This is a genomic window from Acidovorax sp. NO-1, from assembly GCF_000238595.1.
In the GTDB taxonomy this organism is placed as follows: Bacteria; Pseudomonadota; Gammaproteobacteria; order Burkholderiales; family Burkholderiaceae_C; genus Acidovorax.
On the sequence record NZ_AGTS01000105.1, the window covers coordinates 80,615 to 94,126 of the forward strand.

A 13,512-nucleotide genomic window follows, 5' to 3' on the forward strand; every position below is an offset into this window, starting at 1 on the left:
AATTGCTACTGATAATATAGCTGCTGGCGCTTGTTGGATAAGCGCTGGAGGCATATTTGACCAATATTTTCAGGCGGGGCCGCAGCCATGGCAGCCTGCAAGGGGCCTACCGGACCTGCTTCTTCTCCAGCTTGCGGGTGAGGGTGCGCCGGTGCATGCCCAGGCGCCTGGCCGCTTCCGACAGGTTGAAGCCGGTTTCTGCCAGCACTTCGTGGATGCGCTCCCATTCCAGCGTCTTGATGGAGCTTGAGCGGTTGGTCAGTTCCACCTCGGTGTTGCCCGCCTTCAGCCCGAACGCGGCCTCGATGTCGTCGGTGTTGGAGGGCTTGGCGAGGTAGTGGCAGGCGCCCAGCTTCACGGCCTCCACGGCGGTGGCAATGCTGGCAAAGCCGGTCAGCACCACGATCAGCATGGCATCGCTGGCCGCATGCAGTTTTTGCACGCAGGCCAGGCCCGACGCCTCGCCCTTGAGCTTGAGGTCCACCACGGCAAAGCCTGGCGTGTGCTGCAACAGCAGCGCCTCCACGTCGGCCAGGCTGGCGGCCTGCAGCACGCGGTAGCCGCGCCGCTCGAACGAGCGCGCCAGCGTGCGCGCAAAGGCCTCGTCGTCCTCCACGATCAGCAGCAGGGGTGGCGGCGGTTGCGCGTCGTCGGTGTCGGTCATGGTGTCAGGTCTTGGCGCCCGCAAGGGCTACTGCAGAAAGCGGCAGGTCAATCGTCACTTCGGCGCCCCCCTCGGGGCGGTTGCGGGCTGCCACGCTGCCACCCAGCGTGCGGGCCACATTGAGCACCAGGTACAGCCCCAGCCCCCCGCCGGGGCGGTTTTTGGAAGACTGGTAGGGCGTTCCCAGCTTGGCCAGCATGTCCGGGGAAAACCCGGGGCCCGTGTCGGTGACCGTGATGCGCAGCGCATCGGCATGGCGGCTTACCGCCAGCCGTACCCAGCCCGGCGACGCCTCACGGGCATTGTCCAGCACATTGAAAACCATCTGCTTGAGCGTGGTGTCCGACACCATGGGCGTGTCGGCGCCAAAGTCGTTGTCGTAGATGAACTGCGGCATCGACCGCGTGCGGCGCCATTCGTCGGCCAGGGCATCCACAAAGGTGCGCACGGTGGTCTGCATCGAGGCTTCGCCGCGTGTCTCCCCGGCCGACAGCAGAATGCCGCTCACGATGCTCTTGCAGCGCTGCACCTGGGTCTGCATCTCGTCCATCTCTTCCTTCAGCGCCGGGTTGGCCGCCAGGCGCTTGTCGTGCTGCCAGTCGCCCAGGATCACCGCCAGGGTCGATAGCGGTGTTCCCAGCTCGTGCGCCGCGCCCGAGGCCAGCAGGCCCATGCGCACGATGTGCTCTTCTTCCACACGGCGTCGGCGCGCTGCCGCCAGGCGCGCGTCGCGCTCGCGCAGGTTCAGGTTGATGCGGGTGATGAAGACCACCACAAGCGTGGCGTTGAGCACAAAGCACACCAGCAGCCCGATCACATACAGGCTGGACAGCCCCTGGTGCAGGTCCTGCGGCAGATCCAGCGGCAGGTGGTGGTTGGCCAGCACGCCAAAACCCATCAGCGTGATGGCCACCATCGACCAGATGTAGGTGCCGCGCAGCAGCACGGCCCCCAGCGTGATCTGCAGCAGGTACAGGAAGACAAAGGGGTTGCTGGTTCCGCCGCTCAGGTACAGCTGCACGGTCAGCACTGCCACATCGATGAGCAGGGCCAGAAACAGCTCGGTGTTGCGCACCACCACCGCAGTGCGCATCCGCAGCAGGCTCACCACGTTGAAAACAGCCAGGCAGCCCACCACCAGCAGCATCTCGCGCAGCGGCAGCGTGAGGCCCAGGGTGTAGTGCGCCATCAGGATGGTGAACACCTGCCCGATGACGGCGATCCAGCGCAGCTCGATCAGCTGCTGCAGGTTCTTGATGCCCGCCGCAGCATCGGCCGAGCGCGCGCTGCGCGGGGGCTGGGGGGCAGCGGGTTCAGGAAGAGGGCGGTTCATGGGACGGAGTGGCGGGGGCGGCGCGCGCACGCAGGCGAGCCTCGTAGCGTGCCACATACCAGCCTGCGCCCACCACCATCAGGGCCATTGCATACCAGGTGAGCGCGTACACCAGGTGGCTGTTGTGAAACTTCACCACCGTCATGCCGGCACGGGGCCATGCTGCCGCGGCAGGCGCCGCAGACGCTGCACCCGGCAGACCGGCATCCACAAAGAAGGGGGCAGCGCGGGTCAGCCCGGCCGCCTGGGCGATGGCTGCCACGTCGCGCGAATACCACCGCTGCTGCGCCGGGCTGTTGCTGCGCAGAAAGCCGCCACCAGGCTCCGTCATGCGCAGCAGGCCCTGTACCGTGGTGGCGGCGGGCGTGCCGGGCGGCAGGGGCGTGGCTATCCACTGGGCGCGCTGGTCCTGGGGCACAAAACCGCGGTTCACCAGCACCTGGGTGCCGTCGTCCTGCTGCAGCGGGGTGATCACCCAGAAGCCCGCGCCCAGCTCGGTGACGGCCTGGGTCAGCACGGTCTTGTCGCCCAGCCAGTGGCCTTGCAGGGTAATGGGCAGGTATTCATGGCTGGCGGCATTCACCCCCGGCCATTCGGCCGCAGCAGGTGCGGGCGTGGTGGCCGCGTGCACGCGCTGATCCACCCGCTCCATCAGGGCGAGCTTCCATGCGCGCCGCTCCACCTGCCAGGTGCCCAGCGCGAGGAAGCCCACAAACATGGAAATGCCCGCCAGCAGCAGCACCACGTGGCGCGGCCGCCAGCGCGTAGCGGCGGGCATGCCGGGGGTCAAGGCCGCGGGTGCCCCGGCGCCTCATGCGCCGGTGGCATCGGGGTGGGGTGCTCGGGCATCATGTTGGCATTCATGTGGAACATCACCCACAGGGTGCCCGCAATGGCAATCGCCACGAACACCACGGTGAAAATGGTGGACAGCAGGGTCCAGCCGCCTTCCACCTTGCCGTTCATGTGCAGGAAGTAGACCATGTGCACCAGGATCTGCGCCACGGCAAACCCGCCCAGCACCAGCACGGCGGTGTTGCGGTCGGCGATCACCTTGGTCATGACGAGCCAGAACGGAATGGCCGTGAGAATGACCGACAGCACAAAGCCGATCATGTAGCCCGAGAACGTGCTGTGCGGGCCGTCGTCGGCGTGGTGGTGGTCGTCATGCCCGGCGGCGGCATGGTGTGCGTGAGTTGTGTGTTGCGCGCTCATTTACAGCACCCCCATCAGGTACACAAAGGTGAAGACACCAATCCAGACCACGTCCAGAAAGTGCCAGAACATGGACAGGCACATCAGCCGGCGGGTGTTTTCGGGGATCAGGCCGTGCTTTTTGATCTGCAGCATCAGCACCACCAGCCAGATCAGGCCGAAGGTGACGTGAAGGCCGTGCGTGCCCACCAGCGTGAAGAACGCCGACAGGAAGGCGCTGCGCTGCGGCGTGGCGCCCTGCTGGATCAGGTGGGCGAATTCGTAGATTTCCAGTGCCAGAAAGCACAGGCCGAAGAAGCCGGTGACGGCCAGCCACAGCAGCGTGCCGGTGACGTCGCGTTGCTGCTTGCGCAGCATCGCAAAGCCGAAGGTGATGGACGACAGCAGCAGGAAGGCCGTGTTGATGGCTACCAGCGTGAGGTCGAACAACTGCGCCCCGGTAGGGCCGGCCGCATAGCTGCGGCCCAGCACACCGTAGGTGGCGAACAGGGCGGCAAAGATGAGGCAGTCGCTCATCAGGTACAGCCAGAAGCCCAGGGCGGTGCCGTTTGGGGGGTGCGGTTCCTGCGCGAGGTGGTACGCGCGCGGGGCGAGGGCGCCAGCGGCGCCAGCTTGGAGGCGAAGTTCAGACATGGCGGGCCAGTTGCAAGGTGCGGGCTTCTTCCGTGGCAACCACCTGGGACGCCGGGATGTAGAAGTCACGCTTGTAGTTGAACGTGTGAATGATCGAAGCGAGCAGCAGCGCGGCAAACGACACGCCGGCCAGCAGCCACATGTGCCAGATCAGCGCAAAGCCGACCAACAGCGACAGGGCCGAGATGACGGCGCCCGAGGCGGTGTTGGCAGGCATGTGGATGGGCGCAAAGCCGGTGAGCGGGCGCTGGTAGCCGTGCTTTTTCATGTCCCACCAGGCGTCGATCTCGTGCACCACGGGGGTGAAGGCAAAGTTGTAGTCGGGCGGGGGCGACGAGGTGGCCCATTCCAGCGTACGGCCGTCCCAGGGGTCGCCGGTCCAGTCGCGCAGCTGGTCGCGCTTGAGGTAGCTCACCACGATCTGGATCAGGAAGCAGGCGATGCCCAGCGCAATCAGGAAGGCGCCGAACGCCGCGATCTGGAACCAGATCTGCAGCGACTGGTCTTCAAAGTGGTTGGCACGGCGCGTGACGCCCATCAGGCCCAGCACATACAGCGGCCCGAACGCCACCCAGAATCCCACCACCCACAACCAGAACGAGCGCACGCCCCAGGTGCGGTCGAGCTTGTAGCCAAAGGCCTTGGGGTACCAGTAGTTGATGCCGGCAAACAGGCCGAACAGCACGCCGCCGATGATCACGTTGTGGAAGTGGGCGATCAGGAACAGGCTGTTGTGCAGCACGAAGTCGGCCGGGGGCACGGCCAGCAGCACGCCGGTCATGCCGCCAATGGCAAAGGTCACCATGAAGGCCACGGTCCACATCATGGGCAGCTCGAAGCGGATGCGGCCCTTGTACATGGTGAACAGCCAGTTGAAGATCTTCGCGCCCGTGGGGATCGAGATGATCATCGTCGTGATGCCGAAGAAGGTATTCACGCTCGCACCCGAGCCCATGGTGAAGAAGTGGTGCAGCCACACCAGGTACGACAGGATGGTGATCACCACCGTGGCGTACACCATGGAGGTGTAGCCAAACAGGCGCTTCTTGCAGAACGTGGCCACCACTTCGGAGAAGATGCCAAAGCACGGCAAGATCAGGATGTAGACCTCGGGGTGACCCCAGATCCAGATCAGGTTCACGTACAGCATGGCGTTGCCGCCCAGGTCGTTCGTGAAGAAATTGGTGCCGATATAGCGGTCCAGCGACATCAGCACGAGCGCCGCCGTCAGCACCGGGAACGAAGCCACGATGAGCGCGTTGGTGCACAGGGCGGTCCAGGTGAAGACGGGCATGCGCATCAGGTTCATGCCGGGCGCGCGCATCTTGATGATGGTGACGATCAGGTTGATGCCCGAGAGCGTGGTGCCCACCCCCGCAATTTGCAGCGCCCAGATGTAGTAATCGAGCCCCACGCCAGGGTTCTGGTTGCCCAGGTTGGACAGCGCCAGCCAGCCGGCGGTGGAGAACTCGCCCAGGAACAGCGACACCATCACCAGCACCGCGCCAGCCGTGGTCATCCAGAAGCTGAAGTTGTTCAGGAACGGGAACGACACGTCGCGCGCGCCGATCTGCAGCGGCACCAGGTAGTTCATGAGGCCCGTGACCAGCGGCATCGCCACGAAGAAGATCATGATCACGCCGTGGGCGGTGAAGATCTGGTCGTAGTGGTGCGGCGGCAGGTAGCCCATGTTGTCGCCAAAGGCCATGGCCTGCTGCAGGCGCATCATCACGGCATCAGCAAAGCCGCGCAGCAGCATCACCAGGCCCAGGATCATGTACATGATGCCGATGCGCTTGTGGTCGATGCTGCAGATCCAGTCGCGCCAGAGCGTGCCCCAGAGCTTGAATTTGGTGACGGCGGCCATCAGGGCCAGGCCCCCCAGCATGGTGGCGATGAAGGTCCATAGCACGATGGGCTCGTGCGCCATTGGTATGGAATCCCAGGTGACTCGGCCCAGGGCCCAGTGGGTGTCAGGAACAGTGACGGGTGACATAAACACTCTTTGTTGGCAAAGCGCCAGCGCCGCCCGGCGGCTGCTGGCACATCAGGTCAAGGGCGGGTCATTCGGCGCGGGGGGTGCGCGTTGTGGGGCTGGCCTCCAGGCTGGCCACGACCTGCTCGGCGTTTTGGGAGGTGCACACGTCCTGCGGCAGGTTCAGGCCCATGGCGCGCACATAGGCTTCGCCACCGTTCTCGTCGATGGCCATCATGTGGTGCATGCACATCTTGCCGTCCTCGACGCAGCGGTTCAGCACCTTGTCGTACAGGCCCTCTTCCACGCTGGCAAAACGCTGTACCGGGTCGCGTTCGCTGGGCTGGGCCAGGGCGAGGTAGGTGTTGCGGTCCAGCGGTTTGCCTTCGCTGCGGTTCCTGGCCACCCACTGCTCGAAATCCTGCTGGCTGAGTCCGTGGAACCGGAAGGTCATCCCCGAAAAGCCCGAGCCGCTGTAGTGCGTGGACATGCCCTTGTAAACGCCGGGTTTGTTGATCACGGCGTTCAGCTCGGTCTGCATCCCAGGCATGGCGTAGATCATGCCCGCGAGGTCAGGCACGTAAAACGCGTTCATGGTGGACGTGGCCGTGAGCTTGAACAGGATGGGGCGGTCCACCGGCGCGGCGAGTTCGTTCACGGTGGCAATGCCCTGCTCTGGATAGAAGAACAGCCACTTCCAGTCCATGGCCACCACCTGGACCTCCAGCGGGGTGGACTGCGCATCCAGCGGCTTGGTGGCTGAAATCCGGTCCAGCGGCCGGTACGGGTCGAGCTTGTGGGTGCCGATCCAGGTCAGCGCGCCGAGCGCAATGATGATGAGCAGGGGCACCGTCCAGATCACCAGCTCCAGGGTGGTGGAGTGGTGCCAGTCGGGGTCGTAGTCGTCTTCGGTGTTGGCGGCGTTGTTGTGGCGGTATTTCCAGGCAAACCACAGCGTGAGGGCGATCACCGGCACGATGATGATCAGCATCAGCAGCGTTGCCTGGATGACCATGTTCCCTTGCTGGGCGGCGATGTCGCCTGCGGGGTTGAGGACGACCGCCTTGCTGCAGCCAGCCAGGCTGCCGACGGCAGCCAGGGCGGCGAGCCAGGCGGGTCGGGGAAGTGGAAGTAGTTTGAGCATGTGGGTGCGCTGTCAGAGCGTTTGTTCAGGGTAAACGCGGATAACGGGTTGCCTGGGAATGTACTAGCGCTAGCTTTTTTGTCGATTGGACATTTTGTCCAAGGTCAAACCGATGTGCCCCAAATTGGTGCATCCGGGGGTCTGCAGGACATTTCTTGCGCTGGGTCTAGTGAAAGCGCACTTGTGGCATGCCGCACTTGCGTGTAGAACGAAGTAGTCTTAGCTACCCCATCTTGAGGAACCCGTTCATGAGCAGCCCCGCTACTGCCACTTACCCCGCGGCCGGATTTGAAGAAAGTGCCGCCTCCCTATCGCGGGCTGATACGCATGAGGACGTGACACCCGGTGAAATCGCGGTCGGCGTGATCATCGGGCGCTCGTCCGAATACTTTGACTTCTTCGTGTTCGGCATTGCCTGCGTACTGGTTTTCCCGTCGTTCCTGTTTCCCTTCCTTTCGCGCCTGGATGGCACGCTGATGGCGTTTGCCCTGCTGGCCCTGGCATTTGTCGTCCGGCCCGTGGGCACCGCCATTTCGATGGCGATCCAGAGGCGATGGGGCCGGGGCACCAAACTCACCATCGCGCTCTTCCTGCTGGGCGTCTGCACGGTGGGCATGGCCTTTTTGCCGGGCTACAAGGACGTGGGGATGACCGCCGTGGTGGCGCTGCTCATCTTGCGCATTGGCCAGGGGCTGGCGCTTGGGGGCTCGTGGGATGGCCTGCCATCGCTGCTGGCCATGTCGGCGCCCAAGGAGCGCCGTGGCTGGTACGCCATGATCGGCCAGCTGGGCGCCCCGCTGGGGTTTGTGCTTGCGGCGGGGCTGTTTGCCTATCTGTACAGCAGCTTGAGCCTGCAGGAGTTTCTGGCCTGGGGTTGGCGCTACCCGTTCTTTGTAGCTTTCGCCGTGAACGTCGTCGCGCTGTTTGCCCGCCTGCGTCTGGTAGTGGGCCAATCGTATTCAGAGCTGCTGAAAGAGCGTGAACTGCAGCCGGTGCCCGTGAGCCGTGTGGTGCGCGACGAAGGCAGCAACGTGCTGCTGGGCGCTTTTGCTGCGCTGGCCAGCTTTGCACTGTTCCACCTGGTCACGGTGTTCCCGCTGTCGTGGATCACGCTGTACTCCGACCAGCCCGTCACGCAGATTCTGGGCGTGCAGATCGTGGGAGCGTTTCTGGCTGCAGGCGCCATCATGGTGTCGGGCTGGCTCTCCGATCACCTCGGGCGCCGCAAGCTGCTGGGCGGCATGGCGGTGCTGATCGGTGTGTTCAGCTTCATGGCGCCTGTGCTGCTCAACTCCGGCGAAGTGGGCAGCACCATGTTCCTGCTGCTGGGGTTTGTGCTTCTTGGTCTGTCCTATGGCCAGGCATCCGGCACGGTCACGGCCAACTTTTCGCCAAGGTACCGCTATACCGGCGCCGCCCTGTCGGCAGATCTGGCGTGGATCATCGGCGCCGCATTTGCACCGCTGGTGGCCTTGTACCTGTCAGCCCAGTTCGGGCTGCTGGCGGTCACGGTGTACCTGCTGTCGGGCGTAGCCTGCACACTGGGTGCTCTGAACCTGAACCGGCGCATGGAGCGGCGCTATCGCTAACTGAAGCGAGTGCGGCGGGCCGGTTGCGAGGGAGTTAGTCCGCCAGACGGATTTTCCCGTCGCGGACGTACTGGTTGAATTGGTCTTTGGGGATGGCGGCAGAGCCTGCAGCCTCGTTGTCTGCGGTCCAGCTCAGTGTCATGCTGTCCTTGGAGGCCTCCAGTTCAACCGGGCCCTTGGGGATGGTCAACGGCGCTCCGTCGCCCGGGGTGTAAGTGACGTGGCCTGCGATGGTGGCGTGCTGGGTCATGGGGAAGTCCTTTGCGGTAATGCCGAAGTGGTGGGACTCCATTGCACGGCAACAGCGTGCCTGCGGGTGTAAGAACAGGCCGTGCCGCTGCGCGGGCAGAGGTCGCTACCCGCCGTTTCCGTCATCTCACGGCGGGATGACCGCCTGCGTTCTCTCCTGCCGCACCAGATACAGCCCGCTGCCAATGATGATGGCTCCGCCGAGCAGGGTGGAATAGCCGGGCACCGTTTGCCACAGCACCCAGTCCAGCCCCATGCCCCAGGCCAGCGCCGTGTACTCAAACGGCGCCACCACCGAGGCCTGCCCGTGCCGGAACGCTTCGGTGATCGCCAGCTGCCCCAGAAACCCCGTGACGGCCAGGCCCGCCACGAGCGGCCAGTGCACCTGCGCCACCGCCACCCACCGGGGCCACGCCAGCGCGCCCGCACCCAACGCCAGCAGCACCGTGGTCCAGAACACCAGGCTTGCGCTGGAATCCGTACGCGTCAAGACCCGCCCCGTGATGGCAGAAACGGCATAGCCACACGCCGCGCCCAGCACGGCCAGCGCGCCCAGGCTGAAGAACGCGTCCTGGCTCGGCCGCAGGGCTACCAGCACGCCCACCATGCCCAGCCCGATCGCCACCCAGTGCGCTGCGCGAACCTTCTCGCGCAGCACCACGGTGGAAAGCGCCGTGATCAACAGCGGCGCGATGAAAAACAGCGTGTACGCCTCGGCCAGCCCCAGCTCCTTGAGGGCATAGGCAAACAGCGCCAGCATGGCCACATTGATCACGCCGCGCAGCAGGTGCAGCGGCCAGCGCACCTTGAGCAACCCGCCCACTTCGCGGCGCCACATCACATACAGCACCACCAGCGGAAGCGCCGCCCCGCCGCGCAGCGCCGCCACCTGCATGGCTGGGTAGTTGGCCGACAGGGCTTTCAGCAGGGCATCCATCAGCGAAAAGCATCCCACCGCAGCCACCATGGCGACGATGCCGCGCAGGTTGGCAGAGGCCTGGGTCTCGGCGGTACCAGGGCCGGCAGTGGCAATGGCCGCCGGCTGGAGGGTGGAATCGTCCGTGCGCTTCATCGGCGCCCAGCAGGCGACACGCTGCTGTCGGGGGCGCTGGGAGAAACGCGGCAAGGCGCCGTGCGGAAAAGGCAGCTCGGCTGCAGTGAATGGCTTTGCATGGGGCAAATGGACTGGCCCGCAGCACGTGAAGTGTGCGCTGGAGCCCTTGGGGACGATGGTCAAAAAGTGTAGCTCAGCCCGCCCTGATGGCGTGCTCAACCGGATTTGCGAGCCGAGGTGCGGACCCACTTGTCATGCAGCATCGGGATGGCCCACAGCACCAGCAGCGCCAGCGCCGTGGTGAGCACTGCAGTCGCCTCCTGCCCCAGCCCGGCCGCCACGCCAATGGCTGCGGTCAGCCAGATGCCCGCGGCGGTGGTCAGCCCCTTCACCTGGCTTTCGGCGTCGCCTTTGAGGATGGTGCCCGCACCCAGGAAGCCAACGCCCGCAATGATGCCCTGCAGCACCCGGCTGTTGTCCGCAGGGCCGATGCCCGCCTGCTGCGACACCAGCACAAACAGCGCCGCGCCCATGGCCACCAGCATGTGGGTTCGCACGCCCGCCGCCTTGCCGGCGTGCTCGCGTTCCCAGCCCAGCAGGCCGCCGAGCAGACCGGCCATCCCCAGGCGCACCACGATGCGCGTGGCCTGCGCGATGTCGGGCACATCCGAAAACTCCGATGCCACCGTGGACGCAATCTGTTGCCACCAGCCGCTCATGGTGCGGCCCCAGGGTGCAGGGCCGTGGCGCAGACGCGCTGGGGGGGATGTGGGAGAACTGTGGTCATAAGTTTCTTGTGGATGGATGTGCCGGTAGGGCCGGTGCCGCGGCTTCGCAGCCAATGTCGCCGATGGTTGTGCGGGCGTCCACCGGCGCCGGGCGCGGGCAGCGGTAGGACGCTGCCGACGCACAGCCCTACGTTTTTTGCCATTTGATACTGGAAATATCTGGTCAAATTGGCCTCCAGCGCTTATGTGTAAAGCGCTGACAGCTATCAATTTGATACTTTTCTCACCCGGTGCTGCTGCGGCGGCGCAACCTGTGCGTAGCCTGCAAGATTTCGCTGGTTGAACCTGTGACAGCGGCGTAGAGTCTGAATCCGTTTGGGAAGTGGCACGCCCACAAGGAGCTTGAATGGACCCCCAACGTATTGTGCTGATCCAGGGCCACCCGGATGCGACCGCGCCCCACCTGTGCCACGCCCTGGCGCAGGCTTATGCAGACGGTGCCATCGCTGCGGGGCATGAGGTGCGCCAGATCGATATCGCCGCCATCGACTTCCCCTGGCTGCGCAGCCAGCACGAGTGGGAGCTGGGGCTGCTGCCCGCATCGCTCAAGCCTGCGCAGGCCGACATTGGCTGGGCGCAGCACATCGTGCTGTTTTTTCCGCTGTGGCTGGGTGACATGCCGGCGCTGCTCAAGGGCTTTCTGGAGCAGGTGGCGCGGCCCGGCTTTGCGTTCACCGCCGAGGGCAGCAACCCCTTTGGCCACAAAGGCCTCACCGGTCGCAGCGCGCGTGTGGTGGTCACCATGGGCATGCCGGCGCTGGTGTACCGCTGGTACTTTCGCGCGCACAGTGTGAAGTCGCTGGAGCGCAATATCCTGGGCTTTGTGGGCATCGCCCCTGTGAACGAAACGCTGGTGGGCAGCGTGGAGCAGCTGGGGGACGACGGCGTGGCCAAGTGGAAGCGGCGCATGCAGGCATTGGGCGCCAAGGCCGGGTAGGAGTGCGGGCAGGCCGGCAGCAGCCCGCTGCCCCGGATGCGGATCAACCGAACGTGCGTGCAGCGGCCAGCGCGCCCATCCGCTGGCTGATGGCAAAGAACTCCGCCACGGTGTCGTCAATGATCTGCTGCGCGGTGTTGACCGAGTCAATCAGCCCTGCAGTCTGGCCCGCCAGTGCAGGCGCGGCCTCCATGTCGCCGTCGAAGTACACGCGCTGGATGCCCGCAAAGCTGTCGGCGGGCATCAGGCCCGCCTCGTGGATGGCCTGGGTGCGCTGCGACTTGAGCGCGCGGATGCAGGGGCTGGCCTTGGTGTTGAGCATCCAGGTGCCGGTCACGCCCGCATCGACGATGGCGTTCTTGTAGTTGGCGTGCACGGGGCTTTCGGCGCAGCTGACAAAACGCGTGCCCATCTGCACCGCCTCAGCCCCCAGCGCAAAGGCTGCGGCCATGCCGCGCCCGTCGCAGATGCCCCCGGCAGCGACCAGCGGCACATCCACCCGCGCGCGGATGGCCTGCAGCAGCACCAGGGTGGAGACTTCTTCGGGGTTCTTGAAACCGCCGCCTTCGCCGCCTTCGACCACCAGGCCGTCAATGCCCGCGTCCACGCATTTGAGCGCGGCGTCCACCGTGGGCACCGCGTGGTACACGGTGATTCCCGCGTCCTTGAGCGGCGCGATGAACTTGGCCGGGCTGCCGGCCGAGGTGGTCACAAACTTCACGCCCGACGCGCACACAAAGCGCAGCATGGCGTCGTCCTTCAAAAAGCGGATGGGCAGGTTCACGCCAAACGGCAGGCCCAGCGCGCTCATCTTGGTGATCTCGGTCTGGCAGTTGGCGGTTTCGCCAGAGGACGTTTCGATGATGCCCAAGCCGCCAGCGCGCGACACCGCCGAGGCCAGCTGCGTGCGCGCAATCCAGCCCATGGGCGCCTGGATGATGGGGTAGCGCGCACCGGTGTGGGCAAGGACGCGGTTGGTGGCGGGTGCGGTCATGGGCGGAGTCTCCTGATTTTTGGGAGTGCCCATTATTTCGATGGGTGTGCCGTCACCGTGTCGCCCGCGTTACGGGGGCGAGATGGGTGTCTCGTGCCAGGGCAGCCGCGCAAACAGGCGTTGCCAGTCGACGCCAGGGGGTGCGGTGGCATCGTCGGCGGGCAGGTGCCCGCAGCGCCATCCAGCAACCCCAGGCCATTGCAGCCCGCTCGCAAACGTCATCGTCGCCCCGGTCAGTGGGTGTGGCACCGTGAGTTGCCAGGCATGCAGCCACAGCCTTTGCAGCCCCAGCCGTTCGGCCCACCAGCGGTTGAGCGGTCCTTTGCCGTGGGTGGCATCGCCAATGATGGGGTGCGCCAGGTGCTTGAGGTGGCGGCGGATCTGGTGGCGACGGCCGGTGGTGGGGATGGCCTCCACCAGTGAGGCCCGCGTGGTGGCAAAACGCGCATCGCTGGCCTCGGGCAGCGTGAGCTGCGCCAGGCGGCGAAAGCGCGTGTGGGCGTCCTGTACGGCGGCGTCGGCGGGCGCATCGTCGGGCTTCAATGCGTGGTCCACCTCGATGGCCTCGGGCGCCCAGCCGCGCACCATGGCCAGGTAGCGCTTGTGTGTGGCCCCATGCTCAAAGGCTTGCGACAGCGCCCGCGCCGCGTCGCTGTGCAGCGCCATCACCAGCACGCCGCAGGTGCCCTTGTCCAGCCGGTGCACGGGGAACACATGCTGGCCCAGCTGGTCGCGCAGGGTCTGCATCACAAACCGTGTTTCGCCCGCGTCCAGCCCCGTGCGGTGCACCAGCCAGCCGGCAGGCTTGTAGACGGCCACCAGGTGCTCGTCGCGCCAGAGGATGTGCAGGGGGGAGGTCAAAGGACGAGGTGGCAACGCATCAGGGAAGCCGCGGATTGTGCCCCACCTGCGCGCCTGCCTACACTGCGCGCTTTCC

General features: G+C 65.5%; 14 protein-coding genes. 2 read left to right on the plus strand and 12 right to left on the minus strand.

The window, feature by feature from the left end; all coding sequences use genetic code 11:
- Window positions 1-106: 106 nt before the first annotated feature.
- The 7 genes from KYG_RS18075 to cyoA form a co-directional block, all read right to left on the minus strand.
- The gene (locus KYG_RS18075; RefSeq protein ID WP_008906377.1) at window positions 107-664 is read right to left on the minus strand and encodes a response regulator transcription factor; all 558 of its coding nucleotides are present in this window, start codon (window positions 662-664) and stop codon (window positions 107-109) included.
- 4 nt (window positions 665-668) lie between these two features.
- The gene (locus KYG_RS18080) at window positions 669-1,997 is read right to left on the minus strand and encodes an ATP-binding protein (RefSeq protein WP_008906378.1); all 1,329 of its coding nucleotides are present in this window, start codon (window positions 1,995-1,997) and stop codon (window positions 669-671) included.
- Window positions 1,978-2,775, minus strand: a complete 798-nt coding sequence (locus KYG_RS18085) for an SURF1 family protein (RefSeq protein ID WP_050813894.1) — start codon at window positions 2,773-2,775, stop codon at window positions 1,978-1,980. Before KYG_RS18085 ends, KYG_RS18080 begins: the two co-directional genes overlap by 20 nt.
- A gap of 8 nt (window positions 2,776-2,783) precedes the next feature.
- Window positions 2,784-3,212: a cytochrome o ubiquinol oxidase subunit IV gene (cyoD, locus tag KYG_RS18090; protein ID WP_008906380.1), complete on the minus strand. Its 429-nt coding sequence runs from the start codon at window positions 3,210-3,212 to the stop codon at window positions 2,784-2,786.
- Window positions 3,213-3,845, minus strand: a complete 633-nt coding sequence (gene cyoC / locus KYG_RS18095) for a cytochrome o ubiquinol oxidase subunit III (protein WP_008906381.1) — start codon at window positions 3,843-3,845, stop codon at window positions 3,213-3,215.
- Complete coding sequence (gene cyoB / locus KYG_RS18100) at window positions 3,838-5,841, minus strand: cytochrome o ubiquinol oxidase subunit I (protein ID WP_008906382.1); 2,004 nt, start codon at window positions 5,839-5,841, stop codon at window positions 3,838-3,840. Before cyoB ends, cyoC begins: the two co-directional genes overlap by 8 nt.
- A 67-nt stretch (window positions 5,842-5,908) precedes the next feature.
- A complete protein-coding gene (gene cyoA / locus KYG_RS18105) occupies window positions 5,909-6,964 on the minus strand; it encodes a ubiquinol oxidase subunit II (RefSeq protein WP_008906383.1) in 1,056 nt (351 codons plus the stop codon).
- 248 nt (window positions 6,965-7,212) lie between these two features.
- On the opposite strand from cyoA, the gene KYG_RS18110 reads away from it, so the two are divergent.
- Window positions 7,213-8,553, plus strand: coding sequence for an MFS transporter (locus KYG_RS18110; protein ID WP_008906384.1), 1,341 nt, complete (start codon window positions 7,213-7,215; stop codon window positions 8,551-8,553).
- 34 nt (window positions 8,554-8,587) lie between these two features.
- Here the strand turns inward: KYG_RS18110 and KYG_RS18115 are convergent, their stop codons facing one another.
- The 3 genes from KYG_RS18115 to KYG_RS18125 form a co-directional block, all read right to left on the minus strand.
- Window positions 8,588-8,803 (minus strand): hypothetical protein, encoded by a 216-nt coding sequence (locus KYG_RS18115; protein WP_034695249.1) that lies wholly within the window; start codon window positions 8,801-8,803, stop codon window positions 8,588-8,590.
- A gap of 126 nt (window positions 8,804-8,929) precedes the next feature.
- Window positions 8,930-9,874, minus strand: coding sequence for a DMT family transporter (locus KYG_RS18120; protein ID WP_008906386.1), 945 nt, complete (start codon window positions 9,872-9,874; stop codon window positions 8,930-8,932).
- A 197-nt stretch (window positions 9,875-10,071) separates the two neighbouring features.
- The gene (locus KYG_RS18125) at window positions 10,072-10,575 is read right to left on the minus strand and encodes an MgtC/SapB family protein (protein ID WP_008906387.1); all 504 of its coding nucleotides are present in this window, start codon (window positions 10,573-10,575) and stop codon (window positions 10,072-10,074) included.
- 415 nt (window positions 10,576-10,990) lie between these two features.
- Here KYG_RS18125 and KYG_RS18130 point away from each other — a divergent pair, with 415 nt between their 5' ends.
- The gene (locus KYG_RS18130; RefSeq protein WP_008906388.1) at window positions 10,991-11,581 is read left to right on the plus strand and encodes an NAD(P)H-dependent oxidoreductase; all 591 of its coding nucleotides are present in this window, start codon (window positions 10,991-10,993) and stop codon (window positions 11,579-11,581) included.
- 43 nt (window positions 11,582-11,624) lie between these two features.
- On the opposite strand, the gene KYG_RS18135 is transcribed toward KYG_RS18130, so the two are convergent.
- Both KYG_RS18135 and KYG_RS18140 read right to left on the minus strand, forming a co-directional pair.
- Complete coding sequence (locus tag KYG_RS18135) at window positions 11,625-12,575, minus strand: nitronate monooxygenase family protein (protein ID WP_008906389.1); 951 nt, start codon at window positions 12,573-12,575, stop codon at window positions 11,625-11,627.
- 69 nt (window positions 12,576-12,644) lie between these two features.
- The gene (locus tag KYG_RS18140) at window positions 12,645-13,436 is read right to left on the minus strand and encodes a pseudouridine synthase (protein ID WP_008906390.1); all 792 of its coding nucleotides are present in this window, start codon (window positions 13,434-13,436) and stop codon (window positions 12,645-12,647) included.
- Window positions 13,437-13,512: the final 76 nt, after the last annotated feature.

Excerpts from the sequence above, each read along its gene's own strand:
- KYG_RS18075 (WP_008906377.1), bottom strand. The coding sequence starts at position 664 with ATGACCGACACCGACGACGCGCAACCGCCGCCACCCCTGCTGCTGATC.
- KYG_RS18080 (WP_008906378.1), bottom strand. The coding sequence starts at position 1,997 with ATGAACCGCCCTCTTCCTGAACCCGCTGCCCCCCAGCCCCCGCGCAGC.
- KYG_RS18085 (WP_050813894.1), bottom strand. The coding sequence starts at position 2,775 with ATGCCCGCCGCTACGCGCTGGCGGCCGCGCCACGTGGTGCTGCTGCTG.
- cyoD (WP_008906380.1), bottom strand. The coding sequence starts at position 3,212 with ATGAGCGCGCAACACACAACTCACGCACACCATGCCGCCGCCGGGCAT.
- cyoC (WP_008906381.1), bottom strand. The coding sequence starts at position 3,845 with ATGTCTGAACTTCGCCTCCAAGCTGGCGCCGCTGGCGCCCTCGCCCCG.
- cyoB (WP_008906382.1), bottom strand. The coding sequence starts at position 5,841 with ATGTCACCCGTCACTGTTCCTGACACCCACTGGGCCCTGGGCCGAGTC.
- cyoA (WP_008906383.1), bottom strand. The coding sequence starts at position 6,964 with ATGCTCAAACTACTTCCACTTCCCCGACCCGCCTGGCTCGCCGCCCTG.
- KYG_RS18110 (WP_008906384.1), top strand. The coding sequence starts at position 7,213 with ATGAGCAGCCCCGCTACTGCCACTTACCCCGCGGCCGGATTTGAAGAA.
- KYG_RS18115 (WP_034695249.1), bottom strand. The coding sequence starts at position 8,803 with ATGACCCAGCACGCCACCATCGCAGGCCACGTCACTTACACCCCGGGC.
- KYG_RS18120 (WP_008906386.1), bottom strand. The coding sequence starts at position 9,874 with ATGAAGCGCACGGACGATTCCACCCTCCAGCCGGCGGCCATTGCCACT.
- KYG_RS18125 (WP_008906387.1), bottom strand. The coding sequence starts at position 10,575 with ATGAGCGGCTGGTGGCAACAGATTGCGTCCACGGTGGCATCGGAGTTT.
- KYG_RS18130 (WP_008906388.1), top strand. The coding sequence starts at position 10,991 with ATGGACCCCCAACGTATTGTGCTGATCCAGGGCCACCCGGATGCGACC.
- KYG_RS18135 (WP_008906389.1), bottom strand. The coding sequence starts at position 12,575 with ATGACCGCACCCGCCACCAACCGCGTCCTTGCCCACACCGGTGCGCGC.